The organism is Marinobacter sp. L-13 (assembly GCF_056857715.1).
This window is the reverse complement of sequence record NZ_JBSXNQ010000068.1, coordinates 29,540-53,500: the sequence shown is the minus strand read 5'-3', so window position 1 is coordinate 53,500 and position 23,961 is coordinate 29,540. Positions and strand designations below refer to the sequence as shown.

Genomic DNA, 23,961 nt, shown 5'->3' with positions numbered 1-23,961 from the left:
GATGATTACAGGGTGGCCGGGAACTCCAGCTGGCCGCCAAACATCTCATCCGGGTGTATGTCGACGCAGAAGACCTGTTGCCCCGGCAGCATTGTTGACAGGGTGACGGTACGTTTTGCGTCCGGCAGACCGACATAGGGCCGACAGCTGCTGATGTGCTGGGGCCGTTCCAGGGCATTCCGGAAGTACTCCCGGTGGGTCCATTGAGCACCGGCAGAATGATACAGCGGATTGAACTTTCCGCGATGAATGTCCGGATTGGCGCGGGCAAGGTTGCCTTGCTGAATGCCCTGGGGATTCAGCAGGAAGCAGCGTTTCACGCCATCCACTTCCAACAGCTTGTTGCAGGCGGTGCTGAACGGCAACTCCCGGCTCAGGGAATGGCAGGCTTCGAGAATTTCGAAACGCAGAAGGCGGAAATAACTCTCCTGATCGCGTATGTCCTGGGCTGATGACTCGCTGGAATCGGCAATGATGCGTTTTAGCGCCTGTTCGGTCAGCTCTGGCTCGTGTTGTTTCAGGTTGGACGGCCTTGCGAACAGGAAGCCCTGCAGAAGATCGGCCTCCGTTTGCAGGGCAATGTGAGCCTGGGTGTGGTTCTCGATCCCTTCCAGAAGCACGAGGCTGCCGCTTTCGCGGATCATCTTTACCAGACTCTCCAGCAGCATTCGGGCGCGACTGTTGTTCTCGGCGTTTACCAATAGGCTCCGGTCGAGTTTCACAATGAGCGGATTGATGCGCCACAGGCGCTCAAAATTGGAATCGCCCATACCGAAATCGTCGATAGCGATCTGAAAGCCGTGTGCTTTGGCCTTGAGGATGAATTCCAGAAGTGCGGCCGGGTTGTCGGATGCGGTTTCGACCAGTTCCAGAACCACTTTCTCGGGATCTATTCCGCTACGCTTGCATTGCAGAGCAAGCTTCTCCAGGGAAGCTTCCGGATGGATGCAGGTACCGGGATTGATATTCAGGAACAGCCAGACGGCTTGGGAGCTGGCCGCAAAGTTGTCCAGGTGAAGCTGCAACAGGTGCCGATCCAGCTCCGGTGTCTGGTTGTTTTTTTCGGCCTGTTCGAAAAGCGTAAACGGAGAGATGCTTTCATTGTTCTTTCTGACCCGGACCAATGCCTCATAGCCAACCAGTTTTCGATGGGTTGGGCTCAGGATCGGCTGGTAAACAGAACTGAAATCATAGTCGTCGATGATCTTGGGAGTCCTGGATATTTCGGCTCCGCGATAGATGCGCCTTGGAAGTCGGACTACGCTGCTCATGGTCAGGAACCTTTATAGTGCCAATAATCCAGCCATCCTGGCCTGATAAAATAGTGTCTGAACAAGGAGACCAAGCGAATTGCGTACCAGACGGCCAAAAATCAAGCGTTTAACTATGCTTAACCCCGTCAAATAAATGAACATGATTGCCGCTTTCTACGCTACCGCACCGGATCCGGGCAGATTTTCGGTCGCAATGCCGGCAACGCACCAAAACAGGGTTTCTTAATGCCATCGAAAAGTCAGTTCCGTTTGCTTGGCCAACGCCGGTTCCTGCCGTTTTATCTGACCCAGTTCTCTGGCGCTTTCAACGACAATCTGTTCAAGAACGCGCTGCTGCTGCTGATCACCTTCAGTGCCGGCGGTTTGATGGGGTTGTCGGTGAATGTGGTGGTTAACCTGGCCGCTTTCCTCTTCATACTGCCGTTTTTCCTGTTTTCCGGTATTGCCGGCGAGATGGCGGATCGCTACGAAAAATCCCGAATCATCCGAAATGTGAAGCTGGCGGAAATTGTCATCATGGCCGTTGCCGCACTCGGACTGTGGTTCGGCTGGTACGAGTTGTTGCTGGTTCTGTTGTTCCTGATGGGTACCCAGTCCACGTTCTTCGGTCCGGTGAAATACGCGATCCTGCCCCAGGTGTTGGCGGACGATGAGCTGGTGGGCGGCAATGGCCTGGTTGGTATGGGCACGTTTGTGGCGATTCTTCTGGGCACCATTGCGGCGGGGCTTTTGATGGGCTTTGAGATGGCCGCCCGGCTGACGGCGGTTGCCGTTTTTGTCATGGCGGTGTTCGGCTATCTGGCGGCGCGTCAGGTTCCGGTGACCGAATCCGATGGTTCCGGTGTCAATGTCCGTTTTCGCCCGGTGCTCGAAACCTGGAAACTGATGGCTCTGGCGGCCGAGCGCCGGCAGGTGTTGCTGGCGGTGCTGACGATCTCCTGGTTCTGGTTCCTCGGAGCCGCCTATCTGACCCAGTTTCCCAATTTTGCCCGCACCAACCTCCTGGGTGACGAGACCGTGGTGACCCTGTTATTGGCCATGTTCACGATCGGCATTTCTATCGGCTCCATGATGTGCGAGCGACTCACCAAACACCGCATTACCCTGTCACCCGTGCCCTGGGGCGCCCTGGGGCTGAGCCTGTTCGGAATAGACCTGTATTTTGCGGTGCCTGATGATCCCATGGCCTCCACCTGGTGGACCCTGTTGACCGATCCTGTCTATCTGAGGGTTTTGATGGATCTGGTCGGTATCGGGATTTGCGGCGGTCTTTTCATCGTGCCTCTGTACGCCTTTATCCAGCACGAAACGCCACGGACCAAACGTGCCCGTATTATTGCTGCGCTGAATGTCATTAATGCGTTGTTCATGGTGGTGAGTGCCCTAGCCGGAATTGTGGTGCTTGGTGTGTTGGAGGTAAGCATTCCGGGGTTTTTCCTCCTGCTCTCGCTCCTGAACGGGTTGGTGTTGCTGGTGGTCTGGCGGCTTCGACGAAAAACAGCCGGCAGTTCTGTGGATAATTAGTTGGACAACCTACGGAAAGCCTCTGGATTACTTTCTTTAAAATTAAATAAAACAATAGCTTAGGTGTTTTTTTAGGGTGATTAATAAGTAGTCTTGCATGTGGATAACTTTCTTGAAAACTTTTCTGAGAAGAGTGATCCAAACCCATGAAAAGCCGTAGGTTTCGGTTTTCCACTATCCATTTAACGCTCGGAAAAGTCCCCTTTGAGCCCTGACCAGGCCACTGCCGCTTTCAACGTAGTTCGTCTCTGGTTAAAATTTGCACATCCTGACTGCAATTTCCCGGGTGAAGCGTTATACTCGCCGCCCGATTTTATCCCCCGATTTCCGAGGTGAGCTGTGGATTTTCCGACCCGTTTCGATGTCATTGTCATTGGTGGTGGCCATGCCGGTACCGAGGCCGCGCTGGCGGCTGCGCGCATGGGTTCCCAGACCCTGCTGCTGACCCACAACATTGAGACCCTGGGCCAGATGTCCTGCAACCCGGCCATCGGCGGTATTGGTAAAAGCCATCTGGTGAAAGAAATCGATGCGCTTGGCGGTGCCATGGCCGAGGCCACGGACAAGGCTGGCATCCAGTTCCGGGTCCTTAACAGTCGCAAGGGACCGGCCGTGCGCGCCACCCGTGCCCAGGCTGACCGTGTGCTTTACAAAGCCGCCATCCGCCATACCCTGGAAAGCCAGCCGAACCTGACACTGTTCCAGCAGGCGGCGGACGATCTGATTGTGGAAAACGACCAGGTGACCGGTGTCGTGACCCAGACCGGTATTCGCTTCAACGCCAGGACCGTGGTGCTTACCACCGGTACTTTTCTGGGCGGTGTTATTCACATTGGTATGCAGCACCATGCCGGCGGCCGTGCCGGTGATGCGCCGGCCAATGCCCTGGCACAGCGCTTGCGGGAACTTCCTTTCAACGTTGGTCGCCTTAAAACCGGCACGCCGCCTCGCATCGACGCCCGGTCTGTGGATTTCTCGGTGATGCAGGAGCAGTGGGGGGATGACCCCACCCCGGTGATGTCCTTCATCGGCAGCCGTAGCCAGCATCCGGAACAGGTGTGCTGCTACGTGACCCGGACTACCGAACAGACCCACGATATTATCCGCAGCGGTTTCGACCGTTCGCCGATGTTTGCCGGCAGCATCGAAGGTGTGGGCCCCCGCTACTGCCCGTCGATTGAGGATAAGGTAAACCGCTTTGCCGACAAGGATTCACACCAGATCTTTGTAGAACCGGAAGGCCTGACCACCAACGAGCTCTACCCGAACGGGATTTCCACCAGCCTGCCGTTTGATATCCAGTTGGCAGCGGTGCGTTCGATTCCCGGTTTTGAAAATGCCCATATCACCCGGCCGGGCTACGCCATCGAATACGACTACCTGAATCCGCAGGACCTGCGCCATACCCTGGAAACCAAGTTTATCCAGGGCCTGTATTTTGCCGGCCAGATCAACGGCACAACCGGCTATGAAGAAGCGGGCGCCCAGGGCCTGCTGGCCGGGATCAACGCTGCCCTGCGGTCGCAGGAAAAAGACGAGTGGTACCCGCGCCGGGACGAGGCTTACCTGGGTGTGCTGGTGGATGACCTGATCACCATGGGCACGTCCGAGCCCTATCGCATGTTTACCAGCCGCGCCGAGTATCGCCTGATCCTGCGCGAGGACAACGCCGATCTGCGTCTGACCGAAACCGGTCGCAAGCTCGGCCTGGTTAATGATGAGCGCTGGCAGAAGTTCAATGACAAGCGCGAGGCGATCGCCACCGAGCGTAGCCGCCTCGAGGCCACCCGGATTCACCCGAATACCGAGGCCGGTGAGCGCGCCAACGGCTTTCTCAAGCAGCCGATGACCCGTGATCAGTCCCTGGCAGAGCTGCTGCGCCGGCCCGAGATTGTCTACAGCCACATTGCCGAGATCGGTGCCGAGAAAGCGGAAGATCCGGTGGTCGCGGATCAGGTGGAAATCGAGATCAAGTACGAGGGTTATATTTCCCGTCAGACGGACGAGATTGAGCGGCTCCGTAAAAACGAGAACACCGCCCTGCCGGTGGATCTCGATTATGACGTCATCGGCGGCCTGTCCAACGAGATCAAGCAAAAACTCAAGACCGTGCGGCCGGAAACCGTGGCTCAGGCCTCACGTATCCAGGGTGTGACCCCGGCGGCGGTGAGCCAGATCCTGGTGCACCTGAAAAAGCGCGACCTGCTGCGCAAACAGTCGGCCTGATCCGCGCCCATGACCAAGTCACTCTGGCACGGCCAGCTCCGGGATGGACTGGCCACGATGGGCCTGTCCCTGGATGAGGATCGGCAGGAAAAGCTGCTGGCTTTTCTGGGCCTGCTTAACAAGTGGAACCGGGCTTACAACCTCACGGCTGTGCGTGATGAGCGTGTGATGGTGTCCCGGCAACTGCTCGACAGCCTGAGCATTCTGCCGTGGGTAACGACGGACCATCTTCTGGATGTGGGCGCCGGCGGCGGTCTGCCCGGTATTCCCCTGGCGATCGCCCTGCCCGAGAAGCGCTTTACCCTGCTCGACAGCAACGGCAAGAAGACCCGCTTTCTCAACCAGTGTGTGCTGGAGCTCGGCCTGAAAAATGTCGAGGTTGTCCACGGGCGCGCGGAAGATTGCAATCCTCCGGAACCCTTCAGCCAGATCAGCAGCCGAGCCTTTACCGCGCTCGAGAAGCTGGTGAGCTGGTGCGGTGATCTGTTGGCAAATGAGGGTGAGTTCCTTGCCATGAAAGGTCAGTTTCCGGATGATGAAGTGTCTGCCCTTCCGGCTGGCTGGCAGGTAACATCCAGCCATTCCCTGGACGTACCGGGCGCCGATGGCGACCGCCATCTGCTGGTGATCGCCCGGACCGTGAATTCCCGGTAGTTTGGCAGTCCAATTTCTGAACCGGTAACCCATAAACAAGGAGGCAGGACATGGCGCGCGTGATTGCAGTGACCAATCAGAAAGGCGGCGTGGGCAAAACCACCACCTGCGTCAACCTTGCTGCCTCCCTGGCCGCCACCAAGCGTCGGGTGCTGCTGGTGGATATGGATCCCCAGGGCAACGCCACCATGGGCAGTGGTGTGGATAAAAACGCCCTGGAACTGTCTGGCTACGACATGCTGACCAAGCGCGCCAGTGCCGCCGAGGTGATCATTCCCGCCGAGGCTTCCGGCTTCGATATCCTTCCGGCCAACGGTGACCTGACGGCGGCCGAAGTGGAACTGATGAACGAAATTGGTCGCGAACACCGCCTGAGACTGGCGTTGAACACCGTTCGTGATAATTACGATTACATCCTCATCGATTGTCCACCATCGCTTAGCCTGTTGACGGTGAATGCCCTCTCGGCGGCAGACTCTGTGCTGATTCCCATGCAATGCGAGTACTATGCATTGGAAGGATTGGCCGCGCTGATGAACACCGTTGAGCAGATTCAGGAAACGGTCAATCCAAATCTGCAGGTGGAAGGCATTCTGCGTACCATGTACGACCCTCGCAACAGCCTTACCCTGGACGTTTCCGGCCAGCTGAGCGAGTACTTTGGCGACAAGGTGTATCGTGCAGTGATTCCCCGCAATGTCCGTCTGGCCGAAGCCCCCAGCTATGGGGTTCCGGCCCTGAAATACGACCGCGCCTCCAAGGGTGCGATCGCCTACCTGGCCCTGGCCGGCGAAATGGTACGCCGCCACGGTTCAAAAAAGACATCCGCGCCGGTTGCGGTGTAACATACCGCCCTGTCACTCACTTAAGCACAACGATATTCAACGGGAAGAATGACTGACACCATGGCGGCGAAGAAACGAGGTTTGGGTGAACGCGGACTGGGCGCCCTGCTGGCGGGCTCCAAGGTCAATCTTGACCAGGAGCTGAAAGACCACGACGGTGAGCTCCGCGAAGTTCCCATTGATCTGATCCAGCGCGGCCGGTACCAGCCCCGGCGCGACATGGACCCCGCCGCCCTGCAGGAACTGGCGGATTCCATCCGCCAACAAGGCGTGATGCAGCCGGTGGTGGTTCGTCCCATCGCTGAAGGCCGTTACGAGCTGATCGCCGGTGAGCGCCGCTGGCGGGCTACCCAGATGGCCGGCCTGGACAGCATCCCTGCCATCATCCGGGATGTCCCCGATGAAGCCGCCATCGCCATGGCGCTGATCGAGAACATCCAGCGTGAGAACCTCAATCCTATTGAAGAAGCTTTCGCTCTTCAGCGCCTGCAGGACGAGTTTGGCCTGACTCAGGCTCAGGTGGCCGAAGCCGTGGGCAAATCCCGTACGACCATCACCAATCTGCTTCGACTGATCGGTTTGTCCGAGGACGTTCGTATTATGCTCGAGCATGGCGATCTGGAAATGGGCCATGGCCGGGCAATGCTGACCCTGGCGCCGGAACTGCAGATGCAGGTGGCCAAACAGGTGGTGGCCAAATCCCTGTCGGTTCGCCAGACTGAAGCCCTCGTACGACGGGTGCAACAGGAAACACCGGACAGCAAATCCCGGAAAAAGGGAGTGGTGGACCCCAACATTCGCGCGCTCCAGGATGATCTGGCGGAGCGATTGGGTGCACGAGTGTCGATCGATCATGGCCAGCGTGGCAAAGGCAAGCTGGTGATCGAGTACAGTTCCCTCGACGAACTCGACGGCATCCTGGGCCACATCAAATAAAATCGTCGGGGTTTTGTGGGTCGTCCGACCCCCCTACGAAAGTTCGTATCTGGTTACGTACACAACATGTAGTGGTGAAAAACTGAACGGCCGTCTATTTGTGACGAAAATTGCCAAAACCCAGTTATTACGCCGCTTTTGACGGATCAGCCGGTTCCCGGTTTTGTTGATTCGTGCACATTGAACACATATAATCTGCGGCGCTCGTGTCGGTGTATTTGCTTACTTTTTAAACGACATCGACCGAAAAGCACCGTACTTCCGGAACGAACATGACGAAGGCAGCTTCAGGCGGCATTGGCCGTCCACCCATCGCACGATGGTTTGTTATAGAGAGTGTGGTACTTGTCTTCGTCAGCCTGGCGTTTCTCTTGCGAGGCGAGGTTTCCGGTTATTCAGCGCTGCTGGGTGGACTTATCTTTCTGATCCCCCATGGTTATTTTGCGCTCAAGGCATTCCGTTACGCCGGCGCGCGGTCTGCCAAGAAGATCATGACGTCTTTTTATCAGGGTGAGGCCGGCAAGCTCATCCTGTGCGCCATCCTCTTCACGATGGTGTTCAAATGGATTCAGCCGCTTGATATTGCGGCACTTTTTTTAACATTTGCGATCATGCTGGTCACCAACTGGTTGACACCGCTTCTGGCGGGCAGCAATACGCAGCAAAGCTAACTGGACCTGGGAAACCGTTATGGCAGGAAGTGCATCCGAATATATCCAGCATCACCTCCAGAACCTCACCTACGGTAAACTTCCGGCAGGCTATGAGCGTGCCGACGGTACCGTACTTCAAGATGCAACCTGGACGCTGGCTCACACCGGCAGGGAAGCATCCGACATGGGCTTCTGGGCTCTGCACATCGATTCACTGGGCTGGGCAGTCGCCCTCGGTGCCCTGTTCCTGTTTATTTTCCGCTTGGCCGCCAAGCGCGCCACCTCAGACCAGCCCGGCGGGCTCCAGAACTTTGTGGAAGTGATGGTTGAGTTTGTCGATCAGAGCGTCAAGGAAACCTTCCACGGCAAGAACAAGGTGATTGCGCCGCTATCGCTGACCATCTTCTGCTGGGTATTCCTGATGAACCTGATGGACCTGGTGCCGGTAGACTTCCTGCCCCAGCTGTTCCACCTGATGGGTCTGGAATACATGAAGGTCGTTCCGACTACGGATGTAAACGTTACTCTGGGCATGTCCCTGTCCGTATTCGCTCTGATCATCTATTACAGCCTGAAAGTGAAGGGCGTGGGTGGCTTCGTTGGTGAGCTGACCCTGCACCCCTTCTCTTCAGACAATCTGTTCCTGAAGATTTTGCTTGTCCCGATCAACTTCCTGCTGGAAGGCGTGAGCCTGATCGCCAAGCCGATCTCACTGGCGCTGCGTCTGTTCGGTAACCTGTACGCAGGCGAGCTGATCTTTATCCTGATTGCACTGCTGCCGTTCTGGGCACAGTGGGCACTGTCTGTACCCTGGGCGATTTTCCACATTCTGGTTATCACCCTGCAGGCATTCATCTTTATGATGTTGACGATCGTGTACCTGAGCATGGCTCACGAAGACAGTCACTGATCGGACACCATTAAGCCGTAGTTCTAAACCCTAAACCCTTAAACTGAAAAACCTAACTGAAAACTGGGAGTTATCATGGAAACTGTAGTTGGAATGACCGCTATTGCCGTTGCACTGCTGATTGGCCTGGGTGCCCTGGGTACTGCGATTGGCTTTGGTATCCTCGGTGGCAAGTTCCTGGAAGGCGCTGCGCGTCAGCCGGAAATGACCCCGATGCTGCAGGTTAAAATGTTCATCGTTGCAGGTCTGCTGGACGCCGTAACCATGATCGGTGTTGGTATCGCACTGTTCTTCACTTTCGCCAACCCGTTTGTCGGCCAGATCGCCGGTTAATCGAGTCGCCAGAGCCGGGGTTTTGCCCCGGTCAGATGATTCTTAACAAAACAGGCGAGAGGTGAAGACGTGAACATTAATTTGACGATGATTGGTCAAGCCATCGCGTTCTTTATCTTTGTCGTCTTCTGCATGAAGTACGTGTGGCCGCCAATCATGGCCGCACTGCAGGAGCGTCAAAAGAAGATCGCTGACGGACTGGCTGCCTCAGACCGCGCTGCGCGCGATCTGGAACTGGCTCAGGAAAAGTCAGCTCAGGAACTGCGTGAAGCCAAGCAGCAAGCTGCTGGTCTGATTGAACAGGCCAACAAGCGCGCGGCCCAGATTGTGGAAGCATCCAAGGATGACGCCCGCAAGGAAGGCCAGAAGCTGATTGAGCAGGCCAAGGCCGAAATTGAACAGGAGCGGAATCAGGCTCGTGACGCTTTGCGTGCAGAAATTGCCAGCATTGCCGTTGCCGGTGCCGAGAAGATCCTGGAAACCTCTGTCGATGCCTCCAAGCACAACGAGATGTTGGAAAAACTGGCGGCAGAACTTTAAACGACGAGGTTCATCATGGCAGAACTGAGAACGCTGGCCCGTCCCTACGCAAAGGCAGCATTTAGTGCCGCTCAGGAGCATGAACAGCTGGCTGAGTGGTCCAAGGTGCTGACGATCGCCGGGCAGGTCACCGCGAACAAAGACATTCGACAGCTTCTCGCGAATCCGGGTCTGGAAGAGCAGAAGAAGGCTGAACTGATTCTGGAGGTCGCTGAAGATGGCGTCACCGATCAGGTCCGCAACTTTTTCGCTGTACTGGCTGAAAACCGCCGGCTGACTCTTCTTCCTGAGATTGCAGCGCTCTTCAACACGTACCGGGCTGATCTGGAGCGCACTGTTGATATCGAAGTTACCGCGGCTTTCGAGCTGACGGACGAACAGCAACAGAAGCTCGCCCAGGCACTTTCGAAGAAACTCGAGCGGCAAGTGTCACTCGCAGCGTCATTGGACAAGTCTCTGATTGGCGGCGTGATTATTCGCACCGGCGATCTGGTCATTGACGCATCTGTACGCGGAAAGCTGACCAAGCTGGCCGACGCTCTGGGCTCCTGATTTCAGCACAAGGTTTGAGGATATTGGCATGCAGCAACTGAATCCATCCGAGATCAGTGACATCATCAAGAAGAGAATCGAGAAACTCGACATCTCTTCCGAAGCAAAGAACGAAGGTACGATCCTGTCGGTATCCGACGGTATCGTGCTGATCCACGGTCTGGCCGACGTTATGTACGGCGAGATGATTGAATTTGCCAACGGCACGTTCGGCATGGCTCTGAACCTGGAGCGTGATTCCGTTGGTGCGGTTGTGCTGGGTGACTACGAAGATCTGGCTGAAGGCCAGAAAGTTCGTTGCACCGGCCGCATCCTGGAAGTACCGGTTGGTCCGGAACTGATGGGCCGTGTGGTCGACGCTCTGGGTAACCCCATCGACGGCAAGGGCGACCTCGGTACCGACCTGACCTCTCCGGTCGAAAAGGTTGCACCGGGTGTTATCGCTCGTCAGTCCGTTGATGAGCCGGTTCAGACTGGTCTGAAGGCAATCGACACCATGGTGCCGATCGGTCGCGGCCAGCGTGAGCTGATCATCGGTGACCGTCAGATCGGTAAGACCGCTGTCGCCATCGACGCGATCATTAACCAGAAAGACACCGGCATCAAGTGCATCTACGTTGCCGTCGGTCAGAAGCAGTCTTCCATTGCCGCCGTTGTGCGCAAGCTGGAAGAGCACGGTGCCATGGATCACACCATCGTGGTTGCCGCCGGTGCCGCCGATCCTGCAGCGATGCAGTTCCTGGCTCCGTACTCCGGTACCTCCATGGGTGAATACTTCCGTGACCGTGGTGAAGACGCCCTGATCATCTATGATGATCTGTCCAAGCAGGCTGTGGCTTACCGCCAGATCTCCCTGCTGCTGCGTCGTCCGCCAGGCCGTGAAGCATACCCGGGTGACGTATTCTACCTGCACTCCCGTCTGCTGGAGCGTGCGTCCCGTGTTAACGCTGATTACGTTGAGCAGCTGACCAACGGTGAAGTGAAAGGCCAGACCGGTTCACTGACCGCTCTGCCGATTATTGAAACCCAGGCTGGTGACGTATCCGCGTTCGTACCGACCAACGTAATCTCCATTACCGACGGTCAGATCTTCCTGGAAACCAACCTGTTCAACTCCGGTATACGTCCGGCGATGAACGCCGGTATCTCCGTATCCCGGGTAGGTGGTTCGGCCCAGACCAAGATCATGAAGAAGCTCGGCGGTAACATCCGTCTGGCTCTGGCCCAGTATCGTGAACTGGCCGCTTTCGCACAGTTTGCTTCCGACCTCGACGAAGCAACCCGTCAGCAGCTTGAGCACGGTCAGCGTGTAACGGAACTCATGAAGCAGAACCAGTACAGCCCGATGTCTGTGGCTGAAATGGGTACGGTTCTGTTCGCAGCCAACGAAGGCTTCCTGGACGACGTTGATGTCGACAAGGTAGTGAAGTTTGAAGCGCAGATGCTTGACTGGATGCGCTCCGAGCAGAAAGACCTCCTCGACAAGATCAACGAGAAAGGCGATTACAACGACGAAATCGCTGCCGGCCTCAAAGCTGCACTTGAGAAATTCAAGACCACTCAGAGCTGGTAAGAAAACGGGCCTGCGGCAAACGCCGCGGGCCGCTTTTCGTAGCAACGAGTGTCTAACTTGAGAAGGCAGTGAGTTATGGCCGTCGGCAAAGAAATACGTAACCAGATTTCAAGCATCAAGAGCACGCAGAAAATCACCAGCGCCATGGAAATGGTGGCTGCGAGTAAGATGCGGAAGGCTCAGGAACGCATGCAGGCAACTCGCCCGTATGCAGACAAGATGCGTCAGGTGATCGGGCACATTGCCAAGGCGAACGCTCAGTACAAGCACCCGTTCATGGTCGAGCGCGAAGTAAAGCGCGTGGGCTATATCGTGGTGTCGACTGATCGTGGTCTCTGCGGTGGTCTGAACATCAACCTGTTCAAAACGCTTGTCCGTGAAATGAAAGCGTGGAAAGAAAAAGGAGTGGAAACCGATCTGTGCGCCATCGGGCAGAAAGGGGCTTCCTTTTTCCGGAGCTACGGCGGCAATGTCGTCGCGGCGTTGACCCATCTGGGGGACAGCCCGAGCTCTGAAAAACTCATCGGCAACGTCAAGGTTATGCTGGATGCGTTCTCGGAAGGCAAGATTGATCGCCTTTACGTGGTAAACAACGAGTTCGTCAACACCATGACCCAAAGCCCGAAGGTGGAGCAATTGTTGCCCCTGCCTGAGAGCGAAGACGAAGAAGAGATCAAGAACCAGTGGGATTATCTCTACGAGCCCGATGCCAGGCAGATCCTCGATGGCCTTCTGCCACGTTTTATTGAATCCCAGGTGTACCAGGGTGTGGTAGAAAATCTGGCATGTGAACAGGCAGCCCGGATGATCGCCATGAAGAGCGCAACTGATAACGCCGGTGGCATTATCGACGAACTTCAGTTGGCTTATAACAAGGCGCGTCAGGCAGCCATTACCCAAGAGATATCGGAGATTGTGAGCGGCGCCGCTTCGGTGTGATCCAGCCCACGATCCAACTGGTTTTATTGACTATCAAGATAACGAGGAACCGAGCATGAGTAGCGGACAAATCGTTCAGATCATTGGCGCGGTTATCGACGTGGAATTCCCACGTGACTCCGTACCCAAAGTATATGACGCACTGCTGCTTGAAGGTGGCGAAACAACTCTGGAAGTCCAGCAGCAGCTGGGCGACGGCATTGTTCGTACCATCGCCATGGGCAGCACCGAGGGCCTGAAGCGTGGCCTGAAAGCAGAAAACACCGGCAACCCGATTTCGGTACCGGTTGGTACCCAGACTCTGGGCCGTATCATGGATGTTCTGGGTCGTCCCATCGACGAAGCCGGCGAGATCGGCGAAGAAGAGCGTTGGGCGATTCACCGTAAGGCACCGGGCTATGCCGATCAGGCAGCGTCTGCGGACCTGCTGGAAACCGGCATCAAGGTTATCGACCTGATCTGCCCGTTCGCCAAGGGTGGTAAGGTTGGCCTGTTCGGTGGTGCCGGTGTTGGTAAAACCGTAAACATGATGGAGCTGATCAACAACATCGCGAAAGAGCACTCCGGTCTCTCCGTATTCGCAGGTGTTGGTGAGCGGACCCGGGAAGGTAACGACTTCTACTACGAAATGAAGGAGTCCAACGTTCTCGATAAGGTTGCCATGGTTTACGGCCAGATGAATGAGCCCCCCGGAAACCGTCTGCGTGTGGCCCTGACCGGTCTCACCATGGCCGAGAAGTTCCGGGACGAAGGTCGTGACGTACTGTTGTTCGTCGACAACATCTACCGTTACACCCTGGCAGGTACCGAAGTATCCGCACTGCTCGGCCGTATGCCGTCTGCGGTAGGTTACCAGCCGACTCTGGCTGAAGAGATGGGTCAGCTGCAGGAGCGTATTACCTCTACCAAGAACGGTTCCATCACGTCCATCCAGGCGGTATACGTACCGGCGGATGACTTGACTGACCCGTCGCCTGCAACCACCTTCTCGCACCTGGATGCTACCGTTGTACTGAGCCGTGACATCGCTTCCAAGGGTATCTACCCGGCGATCGATCCGCTGGATTCCACCTCTCGTCAGCTGGATCCGCTGATCATCGGTCAGGAGCATTACGAAGTGGCCCGTGGCGTGCAGACCAACCTGCAGCGCTACAAGGAGCTGAAAGACATCATCGCCATCCTGGGTATGGATGAACTGTCAGAAGAAGACAAGCTGACTGTAGCCCGTGCCCGTAAGATCGAGCGTTTTCTGTCCCAGCCGTTCCACGTTGCTGAAGTATTCACCGGTTCCCCCGGTAAGTACGTTTCCCTCAAGGAAACCATCAGCAGCTTTAAGGGCATCCTGAATGGCGACTATGATGAACTGCCCGAGCAGGCGTTCTACATGGTTGGTACCATTGAGGAAGCGGTCGAGAAAGCGAAGGAAATGAAGAGCAAGGCAAAGAGCTAATCTGAGCCGACGCATTTGTTTCCGGATCGATCAAAGAGGCAACTGACATGGGTATGACCGTGCATTGTGATGTGGTAAGTGCCGAAACAAAGATCTATTCCGGATTGGTGGAAATGCTGATCGCAGCGGGCTCTGAAGGTGACCTGGGTATTGCCCCGGGTCACACCCCACTGCTGACCCAGCTGAAGCCGGGCCCTATTCGGATTATCAAGCAGGGCGGTGAGGAAGAAATTCTTTACGTGTCCGGCGGGTATCTGGAAGTCCAGCCCAATCTGGTGACTTTGTTGGCGGATACCGCTGTTCGTGCAAAGGATGTGGACGAAGCAGCCGCGCTCGAAGCTCAGAAAGAAGCCGAGAAAGCACTTGCCAACAAGACTGGTGAATTCGAGTACTCCCGTGCCGCTGCAGAGCTGGCCGAGGCTGTTGCCCAGCTTCGTACCATCCAGCAGCTGCGTAACAAAATGCGCTAAGCATTTCCGTTTCGGGTTTGCCGAACACCGAAGCCGCATCCTGAGCGGCTGGAAGACCAACGTGTTGCGTTGGCCGTCCGGCCCTGAAGGGTGCGGTTTTTTTATTTTCAGCATTCAGAGAGTAAACACTCCGGGAGCCTGACTTTTCCATGAGCCCGCTACACGTCGTCATTCTGGCCGCTGGCCAGGGTTCCAGAATGAAATCCGCACTGCCGAAGGTGCTGCATCCGATTGCCGGCCGCCCTATGCTTCATCACGTGATCGACACCGCCAAACAGCTTGGCGCCGAGAGGATCCATACGGTCATAGGTCATGGTGCTGACAAGGTTCGGGAAACCACCGATGAGGCCTCGGTAAACTGGGTCACTCAGAGTGAGCAGTTGGGTACCGGCCATGCTGTGGCTCAGGCCCTGCCGGATCTTCCCGATGACGCCCGTGTTCTTGTGCTTTACGGCGATGTGCCTTTGACTCGTCATGAGACGCTCGACGGATTGGTTGGGACACTTGGTGACCACACCCTGGGTTTGTTGACCGTCACCATGGACAATCCCCAGGGATACGGACGGATTGTCCGGAGTGCTGATGGCGACGTACAGTCGATCGTCGAGCAGAAAGATGCCTCCGCCGAGCAGCAGCAGATCCGCGAGGTGAACACCGGGATACTGGCGGTGTCGGCGAAACACCTGAAAACCTGGTTGCCGACGCTCTCCAACAGCAACGCCCAGGGCGAATACTATCTTACCGACATCATTGCCATGGCGGTGGAACAGGGTCTTCGTATTGCGGTGTCCCAGCCGGAGAATCCCTATGAAGTCCAGGGAGTCAACAATCGCCTGCAACTGGCTGAACTGGAACGCTGGTTCCAGCGCCAGCAGGCTGACCGGCTGATGACAGAAGGTGCGACACTCGCGGATCCCGCCCGGATAGATGTCCGTGGCGAGCTGAGTATCGGCAATGACCTCTGGATTGATGTGAACGTGGTGTTCGAGGGCAAGGTCAGCCTTGGCAGTAATGTATCCATTGGCCCCGGTTGCGTCATCAAAGACGCCACCATTGCAGATGGCGCGGAAATCAAGGCCAACAGCGTGATTGAAGGGGCCGTAATTGGCGCCAGCGCCCAAATCGGGCCGTTTGCGCGTATCCGGCCGGGCACGGAACTGGCGGCCAACACCAAAGTGGGCAACTTCGTGGAAACCAAAAAGGCCATTGTGGGTGAGGGCACTAAGATCAACCATCTGAGCTATGTGGGTGATGCCTCACTGGGCCGTAATGTGAATGTGGGTGCAGGAACCATCACCTGTAATTATGATGGTGTGAACAAGTACCGGACGGTGCTCGGCGACGGGGTCTTTGTCGGCTCCAATACAGCCCTGGTTGCGCCGGTTACCGTTGCGGCCGATGCCACCATCGGTGCCGGGTCCACCATCACCCGTGATGTAGCCGACCACGAACTGGCCGTCGCAAGGGGCCGGCAGCGCAATATCGCCGGTTGGGAAAAGCCGAAGAAACACTGATACAAACGATCAACAGACAGGTAGAACAGCATGTGTGGAATTGTAGGCGCGGTTTCGGAAAGGGACGTTCAGGGTATCCTTCTTGAGGGTCTGCGCCGTCTGGAATACCGGGGATATGATTCGGCCGGTATGGCCGTCATCGGTGGCGACCACAGTGTCCAGCGCGCCCGTGAAGTGGGCAAGGTAGCCGCCCTGGCGGAAGCTATGGAAGCTAATCCCCTGGCAGGCCATCTGGGCATTGCTCATACCCGCTGGGCAACCCACGGCGAGCCCTCTCAGATCAACGCCCATCCGCACATGTCCGGCGACCGGCTGGCTATTGTCCACAACGGGATCATCGAAAACTATCAGGAGCTGCGCGAGGAATTGCGGGCTGACGGTTTCGAGTTTACGTCTCAGACCGATACCGAAGTCGTCGCGCACCTGATTGAGAAACACTACCGCACCCTGGGTAATCTCCATGATTCCGTGCGTTCGGCGATCGCCCGTTTGCGCGGAGCCTATGCCCTGGCGGTGGTACACGCTGACGAACCGGAGCACCTCGTGGTATGCCGTGAGGGCAGCCCCCTGGTCATTGGTGTGGGTATTGGCGAAAACTTCATCGCGTCTGACCAGCTGGCGCTGCTGCCAGTGACCGACCGGTTCATGTTCCTGGAAGAAGGCGATATCGCCGATATCCGAAAGGACGCCATTGCCATTCTCGACCGCGATGGCAAGGCCGTCGAGCGGGAAGTAACACGCTTCGAGCACGGTGCTGATTCCGCCGACAAGGGCGAGTATCGCCACTTCATGCTCAAGGAAATCTACGAGCAGCCGAAGGTGATCAAGGCGACCATGGAAGGCCGGGTCACCAGGACCCGGGTACTGGAACAGGCCCTCGGGACCGAGGCCGCCAACCTTCTGGAGAACGTTCGTCATGTCCAGATCATTGCCTGTGGCACCAGTTACCATGCCGGTATGGTGGCCCGTTACTGGATTGAGGAGCTGGCGGGCGTTGCCTGTTCCGTCGAGGTGGCTTCCGAATTCCGCTATCGCAAACACGTGATCCAGCAGGACACCCTGTTCCTCTGTATTTCCCAGTCCGGCGAAACCGCCGATACCCTGGCGGCCCTGCGTCAGGCGAAAAAAGCAGGTTTCCGGGCAGCATTGGCCATCTGTAATGTGCCGGGTAGTTCCCTCGTGCGGGAATCGGATTTGGTGATCATGACCCAGGCCGGACCGGAAATCGGCGTGGCCTCCACCAAGGCATTCACCACCCAGCTCACGGCTTTGCTGATCTTTACCCTGGCTCTGGCCCGTCATAATGGGCTGCCCGAGGAGCAGGAAGCTGAAATCGTCGAGGCCCTCCACCTCGTACCTGGCCAGGTCAGCGATGTGCTGGCCCTGGATGGCGAGATCGCCGAGATGTCCAAGGCATTCATGGATAAGAACCACAGCCTGTTCCTGGGCCGCGGTTCCCAGTTCCCGGTGGCTCTCGAAGGTGCCCTCAAGCTCAAGGAAATCTCCTACATCCACGCCGAGGCCTATCCTGCCGGCGAGCTCAAGCACGGCCCCCTGGCCCTGGTCGACAGCGAAATGCCAGTGGTCACTGTTGCTCCCAACAATGACCTGGTTGAGAAGCTGAAATCCAACCTGGAAGAGGTCCGGGCCCGCGGCGGTGAACTGTTTGTCTTTGCTGATAAAAAGGCCGACGTCAAAGCGGAAGAGGGCCTGCACGTGATGCAGATTCCGTCCGTGCATCCGATTACAGCGCCGATCGTGTACACCGTGCCACTGCAGCTGCTGTCCTACCATGTGGCCGTGTTGAAGGGTACCGATGTGGACCAGCCGCGGAACCTGGCCAAGAGCGTCACTGTAGAGTAGCCCCGCAGGCCAGCAAGGCCTTGATCACAGAATAAACGTTTTCTTGTATTTCACGATAATGATAATTATTATCATTATCGTGAATAAACAAGGAGAACGTCATGGAATTTCTGTGTCCCAATCACCGCCAACAGTTTTCGGACCTGCCGCTGGAAGAACGCAAAGACCTCTGGCTGTTCTGGATGGAGAATGCCCACGACTGCAGTGAGCAGGGGCAGTGGCGGGATGTTATCTCGCTGGCTGGCAGCGCCTTCGATCTTGCTTGCCTGCACGGGCCGCGGGATGAATCCTGCATGCACATCGAACTGACTCTCTCAGCCATACTGGTCTCCCGGGCCCTTTCCGATCGCGGTGAGCGGGCCGGTATGGACGCGGTGATTCTCCGGGCACTGGAGAGCCTTCAGCACCCGGACCATGCCGCCCCCATCGACGGTTGCTGTGATATCCAAGACTGCGTTTCTGTGCTTATAGATCCTTCACGGCACGCAGACTTTTTTGCTGACTACCTCAACTGGCCCTCCTTACCTTTCGTTCCACCAAAACGGGCAACTATGGTACGGACGCTCCATTGACCTCGTAACCGGACAACAGAGGCATAGTTAGCAGACCAGGTTGGATAGGCGTGGAGTGGGCAGGTTGCACACATTCAGTCAGGCAGATTTCGAACGTTTCGGGCAGCTTTACGACATAGAATTTCGGTTTCCGGCCATCCAGGGCGACACCGGAAGTGATGACCGTATCGTTGCCCGGGGTGAGATTGCCGAGTACAGCCTGGCTTCGGGTTTTCGGTTTACGTTTTCTTCGCTTCAGGTGCTCCAGGCGTATGAATCAGTCTCTTCTGGTCATGCGCCGTTGCTTGTGCTGGTCGTTCTGGATGGCACCGTTGAGCTTACCCTCGGGTCGGTCGAACACGAACTGACGCCTGGGACTGCAGTCAGCATGCAGCTGCACCCGGACTACCCATTGCAGGCCCACCAGCCAGAGCAACAGCATCTGAGCATTGTGGCGCTCGCTTTCGACCCTCGGGGCGCCAAATTGGGCCATGTCTCTCCCAGCTTGCATGGACTGAGCGTTCTTCCTGGAATGCCCCTGCGCCAATGGAAGGTGCCACAGGCGCTCCAGGAGCTGTTACGGACCTATGCAGGCCTCACGATGACCGGCACCCAGAAAAATCTGGTGTTGGAGGGGCTCGCGCTGCAGCTTGCCGGATTGGGTCTGGGAGGCCAAGAGCATGAGTCTCCGGAGGTTCCCGTGGTTCCGGTCCAGCAACGTCAACGACTTGAGTTGGTGAGGCAGCATCTGGAGTTTACCCCGGACCATGACCACAGCCTGAAGGACCTTGCGCAAATGGCTGCAATGAGTCCTAGCGGCCTGCGAGCGAAGTTCCGGGCGATGTATGGCGTTCCGGTCTTCGACTATCTGAGAAAATGCCGGCTTCAGTTGGCAAAACACTATCTGGAGCAAGGCTTCAGTGTTGAGCAGAGCGCGAACAAGGTGGGGTACACACACGCGACCAATTTTTCGACGGCGTATCGCCGGGAATTCGGGTTTTCTCCCCGACAACGCAACGTTGACCAGAAAAATTAGCACTCCGCATAGAATTTTTGTTTTCTTGAATACCAAACATCGGATCTAAACGACAATAATTCGCATTACAGTTTATTTTGTAAAGCGCGTTGTTTGGAGCTGATTAATGAATTCGTCCCGTGATAACCGCCAGTCCTTTCTCCCGTCAGGACTCGCGTTGGCCATAGCCGGGGTTCTGGCAAGCCCGATGTTGTACGCGCAGGAAGCGAACGTTACCGAGCTGGATGCAATTGAGGTATCTGCAGATGCCGCCGAACCGAGCGGCACCGCACCGAGTGATGGCTACACCGCAGAGGCGACCGTTACCGGCACGAAAACAACCACCAACATGGTTGAAACGCCCCAGTCCATTTCCACAGTCACAGCGGATCAGATCGAGGACCAGAACGCCGCCAACCTGGGCGAAGTTCTGCGTTATACAGCCGGCGCCCGAGGCGAGACCTTTGGTTTCGAGCCGCGCACCACGTTTCTGAGAATACGCGGCTTCGATGTGGCCACCAGTGGCTTGTTTCGTGACAACCTGAAACTGGCGAACCCCGGCTTTGCCGCCGGTTACAGCCTGGAGCCCTATGGCGCCGAGCGCATTGATGTGCTCAAGGGGCCTTCTTCCGTTCTGTACGGACAAGCGGGCCCGGGTGGGTTGGTGAACTATGTGTCCAAACGTCCTACTTTCGACACCCGTCGAGAAGTGCGCGTTGAGGCTGGTACCAACGATCTGGTCCAGGGTCAGTTTGATATCAGTGGGGCGGTGAACGACAGTGATACCCTCGCGGTTCGCCTGGTAGGCCTGGTTCGCGACAGCGAAACCCAGGTAGATTTCGTCAACGACGACCGAAAGTACCTGGCCCCCAGCCTGACCTGGCAGCCCACGGACGCCACCCGACTGGCGGTATTGGCGCACTGGCAGTACGACGATACCCAGCCATCTCAACGTTACCCGTTGCAGGGCACGTTGGAGCCAAATCCGAATGGCCCGATTCCTGACAACCGGTTTACCGGCGAGCCAGGGTACGATGCCTATGAGCGTCGCGAGAGTGCCATCGGCTACGAGTTTGAGCACCGCATCAATGACCAGATAGTTCTGCGTCAGAATGTCCGGGACTACCGTAACGATGTTGACGACCAGACCATCTACACCACCGGCTTGCTGGCGGATCAGAGAACCATTACCCGGTCGCGCTTCGACAGTTTCGGTCGCATTGACGGACTGGCCATGGATAACCAGCTGCAGTTGACTGCCCAGACGGGCTCGGCAGAACATACCGTTTTGGTCGGCCTCGACCATCAGGATATCGATGTGTCATCCCGGCAGTTCTTTGGGGCCGCCAGTAACCTGGACATCTATGATCCTGTCTATGGGGCGCCTGTCCCTGATGCCCCATTGTTTAAAGACGAGGACGGACAACTCAAACAGACCGGCATTTACCTCCAGGATCAGATCCGGGTAGATCGTTGGACGGTTTCCCTTGGCGGCCGGTATGACGTGGCCCGTTCCGAGACAATCAATACTCTCACCGGCGCCACAGCTAGCCGGGAAGACGAGGCCTTCACTGGTCGTGCCGGTGCCAGTTACCAGTTCGCGAATGGCTTTGCCCCTTATGTGAGCTACATGGAGTCGTTTCTCCCCACCACAGGTACCGATGCGGCAGGCAATCCCTTCGAGCCGGAAACCGCTCACCAATACGAGGTGGGCGTAAAATACCAGCCCAATACGGACACGCTGGTGACACTGGCCTGGTTCGACCTGACCCGGCAAGACTACCTGACCACCAACCCATCGACCTTCGCCAATGAGCAGAAGGGCGAGGCCAACTCGCGGGGCCTTGAGATGGAAGCCCGCACGCGTGTGTTCCAGGCGCTCGATGTGGTTGCCAGCTATACCTACACCGATGCCGAGATCACCAAAGCCAGCAACCCCGTGGAAGAAGGCGAGCCGCTGGAATACACCCCGGAGCATGAAGCAGCGCTGTGGGGCAAATACAGCTTCCGGGGCGGTATGCTGCATGGCCTGGGTCTGGGCGCCGGCGTGCGTTACATCGGCGAGAGTTTTGGCGCGGCATTCAACGCGGACAATTCCGCCCTGGAAGTACCGGATGTAACCCTGGTGGATGCCGCTGTTACCTACGACATTGGCCAGGTGTCGCTGGGCCTGCATGCCCAGAACCTGCTGGACGAGAAATACGTGGCAACGGCCTTCGACAGCTCGGGCACCTACGGCACCCGCCGTGAAGTCACAGGTTCGGTTACTTACCGGTTCTGATTAAATTATCCTCTTGGCGCAGGGACGCGCCAGCTCCAACAAATTTCTTTCAATAGAGCCCCATCAGTTCCCATCCGTCAGAACATTTGTGTATTTTTTTCACAAAGCGACCTCACAGACACGCAAATCGGTTAAAATGCCTGCGCTGCCTCCCTGTTGATTAAGTAATATTACGAAAATATCTGTGTTGATCAGCGCAAATTCCTCATTTTCTTGTTAGTAAGACTAAATCCGGTCTTCAATTTGTACCTTTGGCCCATACTCCGGTACATAAATATCAAGGAAGATGCGGGCTTGCTGGCACACAATACCAATAACCCGTTTTCTCAGAAGATTTCCGTAATGCCCAATACCGTTATCTCTGGCTTTACCCACAATTTCCTTGGCAAGGCGCCCGTCTGGTACAAGCAGGTCATTCTGCTGTTTCTTGTTGCCAACCCGATTGTCATGTGGACCCTGGGGCCGGGCACGGCCGGCTGGCTTCTGATTGCCGAGTTTATTTTTACCCTGGCCATGGCCCTGAAGTGTTACCCCCTTCTCCCGGGTGGCCTGCTGGCGGTGGAGGCGCTGCTGATTGGCCTGACCACGCCGGACGCGGTCTATCTGGAAGTGCTCACCAACTTCCCGGTTATCCTGCTGCTGATGTTCATGGTGGCGGGCATCTACTTCATGAAGGAACTGCTACTGGTGACCTTCACCCAGATTCTGGTGGGGGTGCGTTCCAAATCGGCTTTGTCTCTTCTGTTCTGCAGCGCGGCAGCGATTCTTTCGGCCTTCCTGGATGCCCTGACGGTTACCGCGGTGATCATCAGCGTAGCGGTGGGCTTCTACTCGGTTTACCACAAAGTGGCTTCCGGTAAGGGCTATCAGCACAAGGACCACAACGCCGGCAGTGATGATGAAGTAATCGAGCTGCACCGGGAAGATCTGGAAAACTTCCGGGCTTTTTTGCGCAGCCTGTTGATGCACGGCGCTATCGGTACAGCCCTGGGTGGTGTGGCCACCATGGTGGGCGAGCCGCAGAACCTGCTGATTGCCAAGGTGGTGGGTTGGGATTTTGCCGGTTTCTTCCTGCACATGGCGCCGGTGAGCGTGCCGGTGCTGGCGGCCGGGCTGTTTACCTGCTGGGCTCTGGAGAAGCTGCGCTGGTTCGGCTACGGCGGGCGCCTGCCCAAGCCCGTGCGCCGGGTACTGGAGGAGTTTGCGGAGAACGAGCGGGCGAAGCGTACCAAGGCTGATCAGGCGGCACTCTGGGTGCAGGCATTTGCGGCTGCAATACTCGTGGTAGGCCTGGCTTTTCACCTGGCCGAGGTCGGCCTGATTGGCCTGTTGGTGATTATCCTGATTACCTCGTTTACCGGGGTCACCGACGAGCACCAGATTGGTAAGGCCTTCCAGGAATCCCTGCCGTTTACCTCCCTGCTGGTGGTGTTTTTCGCGGTGGTTGCCGTGATCCACGAACAGCACCTGTTCAAGCCCATCATTGACTATGTGCTGTCGCTCCCTGAAGCCCGTCAGCCGGGCATGTTCTTTATTGCCAACGGGGTTCTCTCGATGATCAGCGATAACGTGTTCGTGGCCACGGTGTATATCAGTGAGGTGAAGCAGGCACTGGATGCCGGAGCAATCAGCTATGAGCATTTCCAGAAGCTGGCGGTTGCCATCAACACCGGCACCAATCTTCCCAGTGTGGCGACCCCGAATGGTCAGGCGGCTTTCCTGTTCCTGCTGACCTCTGCCATTGCGCCGCTGGTTCGGTTGTCTTACGGCAAGATGGTGGTGATGGCGTTTCCCTACATGCTGGTAATGGGCGGCGTTGGTCTGTACATGGTTATTAACTATATTTGACATTCTGTCG

General features: G+C 56.7%; 21 protein-coding genes. 20 read left to right on the top strand and 1 reads right to left on the bottom strand.

Going from position 1 to position 23,961, the window contains the following annotated elements:
* Positions 1 to 5 precede the first annotated feature (5 nt).
* Positions 6 to 1,271 carry an EAL domain-containing protein gene (locus AC13DD_RS19500; protein WP_062783725.1) on the bottom strand — a complete coding sequence of 422 codons (1,266 nt, stop codon included), beginning with the start codon at positions 1,269 to 1,271 and terminating at the stop codon, positions 6 to 8.
* Between the two features lie 228 nt (positions 1,272 to 1,499).
* On the opposite strand from AC13DD_RS19500, the gene AC13DD_RS19495 reads away from it, so the two are divergent.
* From AC13DD_RS19495 to nhaB, 20 genes are all read left to right on the top strand, one after another.
* A complete protein-coding gene (locus AC13DD_RS19495) occupies positions 1,500 to 2,798 on the top strand; it encodes an MFS transporter (RefSeq protein WP_273044593.1) in 1,299 nt (432 codons plus the stop codon).
* Positions 2,799 to 3,137: 339 nt separating this feature from the next.
* Positions 3,138 to 5,024: a tRNA uridine-5-carboxymethylaminomethyl(34) synthesis enzyme MnmG gene (gene mnmG, locus AC13DD_RS19490; protein WP_008172567.1), complete on the top strand. Its 1,887-nt coding sequence runs from the start codon at positions 3,138 to 3,140 to the stop codon at positions 5,022 to 5,024.
* 9 nt (positions 5,025 to 5,033) lie between these two features.
* On the top strand, positions 5,034 to 5,678 hold the full coding sequence (rsmG, locus tag AC13DD_RS19485) for a 16S rRNA (guanine(527)-N(7))-methyltransferase RsmG (RefSeq protein WP_482931620.1): 645 nt from the start codon (positions 5,034 to 5,036) through the stop codon (positions 5,676 to 5,678).
* A 50-nt stretch (positions 5,679 to 5,728) separates the two neighbouring features.
* Positions 5,729 to 6,523 (top strand): ParA family protein, encoded by a 795-nt coding sequence (locus AC13DD_RS19480; protein WP_008172572.1) that lies wholly within the window; start codon positions 5,729 to 5,731, stop codon positions 6,521 to 6,523.
* 60 nt (positions 6,524 to 6,583) lie between these two features.
* The gene (locus AC13DD_RS19475; protein WP_039881967.1) at positions 6,584 to 7,459 is read left to right on the top strand and encodes a ParB/RepB/Spo0J family partition protein; all 876 of its coding nucleotides are present in this window, start codon (positions 6,584 to 6,586) and stop codon (positions 7,457 to 7,459) included.
* A 272-nt stretch (positions 7,460 to 7,731) separates the two neighbouring features.
* Positions 7,732 to 8,130, top strand: a complete 399-nt coding sequence (locus AC13DD_RS19470; protein ID WP_008172578.1) for a F0F1 ATP synthase subunit I — start codon at positions 7,732 to 7,734, stop codon at positions 8,128 to 8,130.
* Positions 8,131 to 8,149: 19 nt separating this feature from the next.
* A complete protein-coding gene (gene atpB, locus AC13DD_RS19465) occupies positions 8,150 to 9,022 on the top strand; it encodes a F0F1 ATP synthase subunit A (RefSeq protein ID WP_008172580.1) in 873 nt (290 codons plus the stop codon).
* Between the two features lie 75 nt (positions 9,023 to 9,097).
* On the top strand, positions 9,098 to 9,355 hold the full coding sequence (gene atpE, locus AC13DD_RS19460) for a F0F1 ATP synthase subunit C (RefSeq protein ID WP_012138088.1): 258 nt from the start codon (positions 9,098 to 9,100) through the stop codon (positions 9,353 to 9,355).
* A 69-nt stretch (positions 9,356 to 9,424) separates the two neighbouring features.
* Positions 9,425 to 9,895: a F0F1 ATP synthase subunit B gene (locus AC13DD_RS19455; RefSeq protein ID WP_008172587.1), complete on the top strand. Its 471-nt coding sequence runs from the start codon at positions 9,425 to 9,427 to the stop codon at positions 9,893 to 9,895.
* 15 nt (positions 9,896 to 9,910) lie between these two features.
* Positions 9,911 to 10,447 (top strand): F0F1 ATP synthase subunit delta, encoded by a 537-nt coding sequence (locus AC13DD_RS19450; RefSeq protein ID WP_008172588.1) that lies wholly within the window; start codon positions 9,911 to 9,913, stop codon positions 10,445 to 10,447.
* Between the two features lie 28 nt (positions 10,448 to 10,475).
* Positions 10,476 to 12,020 carry a F0F1 ATP synthase subunit alpha gene (gene atpA / locus AC13DD_RS19445; protein WP_008172590.1) on the top strand — a complete coding sequence of 515 codons (1,545 nt, stop codon included), beginning with the start codon at positions 10,476 to 10,478 and terminating at the stop codon, positions 12,018 to 12,020.
* 75 nt (positions 12,021 to 12,095) lie between these two features.
* Positions 12,096 to 12,959 carry a F0F1 ATP synthase subunit gamma gene (gene atpG, locus AC13DD_RS19440; RefSeq protein WP_104321065.1) on the top strand — a complete coding sequence of 288 codons (864 nt, stop codon included), beginning with the start codon at positions 12,096 to 12,098 and terminating at the stop codon, positions 12,957 to 12,959.
* Between the two features lie 55 nt (positions 12,960 to 13,014).
* Positions 13,015 to 14,409 (top strand): F0F1 ATP synthase subunit beta, encoded by a 1,395-nt coding sequence (gene atpD / locus AC13DD_RS19435; protein WP_008172594.1) that lies wholly within the window; start codon positions 13,015 to 13,017, stop codon positions 14,407 to 14,409.
* 47 nt (positions 14,410 to 14,456) lie between these two features.
* On the top strand, positions 14,457 to 14,879 hold the full coding sequence (locus AC13DD_RS19430; protein WP_008172596.1) for a F0F1 ATP synthase subunit epsilon: 423 nt from the start codon (positions 14,457 to 14,459) through the stop codon (positions 14,877 to 14,879).
* Positions 14,880 to 15,028: 149 nt separating this feature from the next.
* The gene (glmU, locus tag AC13DD_RS19425) at positions 15,029 to 16,393 is read left to right on the top strand and encodes a bifunctional UDP-N-acetylglucosamine diphosphorylase/glucosamine-1-phosphate N-acetyltransferase GlmU (protein WP_482931619.1); all 1,365 of its coding nucleotides are present in this window, start codon (positions 15,029 to 15,031) and stop codon (positions 16,391 to 16,393) included.
* A 30-nt stretch (positions 16,394 to 16,423) separates the two neighbouring features.
* A complete protein-coding gene (glmS, locus tag AC13DD_RS19420; protein WP_430416160.1) occupies positions 16,424 to 18,256 on the top strand; it encodes a glutamine--fructose-6-phosphate transaminase (isomerizing) in 1,833 nt (610 codons plus the stop codon).
* Positions 18,257 to 18,357: 101 nt separating this feature from the next.
* Complete coding sequence (locus AC13DD_RS19415; protein WP_482931618.1) at positions 18,358 to 18,828, top strand: hypothetical protein; 471 nt, start codon at positions 18,358 to 18,360, stop codon at positions 18,826 to 18,828.
* A gap of 55 nt (positions 18,829 to 18,883) precedes the next feature.
* Positions 18,884 to 19,843, top strand: a complete 960-nt coding sequence (locus AC13DD_RS19410) for an AraC family transcriptional regulator (protein WP_482931617.1) — start codon at positions 18,884 to 18,886, stop codon at positions 19,841 to 19,843.
* 106 nt (positions 19,844 to 19,949) lie between these two features.
* Entirely contained in the window at positions 19,950 to 22,103 is a 2,154-nt protein-coding gene (locus tag AC13DD_RS19405) for a TonB-dependent siderophore receptor (RefSeq protein WP_482931616.1), read from the top strand.
* A 342-nt stretch (positions 22,104 to 22,445) separates the two neighbouring features.
* Complete coding sequence (nhaB, locus tag AC13DD_RS19400; protein ID WP_482931615.1) at positions 22,446 to 23,951, top strand: sodium/proton antiporter NhaB; 1,506 nt, start codon at positions 22,446 to 22,448, stop codon at positions 23,949 to 23,951.
* The last annotated feature ends 10 nt before the right edge of the window (positions 23,952 to 23,961 follow it).

Bases quoted from the DNA above. Each gene is read 5' to 3' on its own strand.
- AC13DD_RS19500 (WP_062783725.1), bottom strand. From the start codon at position 1,271: ATGAGCAGCGTAGTCCGACTTCCAAGGCGCATCTATCGCGGAGCCGAA.
- AC13DD_RS19495 (WP_273044593.1), top strand. From the start codon at position 1,500: ATGCCATCGAAAAGTCAGTTCCGTTTGCTTGGCCAACGCCGGTTCCTG.
- rsmG (WP_482931620.1), top strand. From the start codon at position 5,034: ATGACCAAGTCACTCTGGCACGGCCAGCTCCGGGATGGACTGGCCACG.
- AC13DD_RS19480 (WP_008172572.1), top strand. From the start codon at position 5,729: ATGGCGCGCGTGATTGCAGTGACCAATCAGAAAGGCGGCGTGGGCAAA.
- AC13DD_RS19475 (WP_039881967.1), top strand. From the start codon at position 6,584: ATGGCGGCGAAGAAACGAGGTTTGGGTGAACGCGGACTGGGCGCCCTG.
- AC13DD_RS19470 (WP_008172578.1), top strand. From the start codon at position 7,732: ATGACGAAGGCAGCTTCAGGCGGCATTGGCCGTCCACCCATCGCACGA.
- atpB (WP_008172580.1), top strand. From the start codon at position 8,150: ATGGCAGGAAGTGCATCCGAATATATCCAGCATCACCTCCAGAACCTC.
- atpE (WP_012138088.1), top strand. From the start codon at position 9,098: ATGGAAACTGTAGTTGGAATGACCGCTATTGCCGTTGCACTGCTGATT.
- AC13DD_RS19450 (WP_008172588.1), top strand. From the start codon at position 9,911: ATGGCAGAACTGAGAACGCTGGCCCGTCCCTACGCAAAGGCAGCATTT.
- atpA (WP_008172590.1), top strand. From the start codon at position 10,476: ATGCAGCAACTGAATCCATCCGAGATCAGTGACATCATCAAGAAGAGA.
- atpG (WP_104321065.1), top strand. From the start codon at position 12,096: ATGGCCGTCGGCAAAGAAATACGTAACCAGATTTCAAGCATCAAGAGC.
- atpD (WP_008172594.1), top strand. From the start codon at position 13,015: ATGAGTAGCGGACAAATCGTTCAGATCATTGGCGCGGTTATCGACGTG.
- AC13DD_RS19430 (WP_008172596.1), top strand. From the start codon at position 14,457: ATGGGTATGACCGTGCATTGTGATGTGGTAAGTGCCGAAACAAAGATC.
- glmU (WP_482931619.1), top strand. From the start codon at position 15,029: ATGAGCCCGCTACACGTCGTCATTCTGGCCGCTGGCCAGGGTTCCAGA.
- glmS (WP_430416160.1), top strand. From the start codon at position 16,424: ATGTGTGGAATTGTAGGCGCGGTTTCGGAAAGGGACGTTCAGGGTATC.
- AC13DD_RS19415 (WP_482931618.1), top strand. From the start codon at position 18,358: ATGGAATTTCTGTGTCCCAATCACCGCCAACAGTTTTCGGACCTGCCG.
- AC13DD_RS19405 (WP_482931616.1), top strand. From the start codon at position 19,950: ATGAATTCGTCCCGTGATAACCGCCAGTCCTTTCTCCCGTCAGGACTC.
- nhaB (WP_482931615.1), top strand. From the start codon at position 22,446: ATGCCCAATACCGTTATCTCTGGCTTTACCCACAATTTCCTTGGCAAG.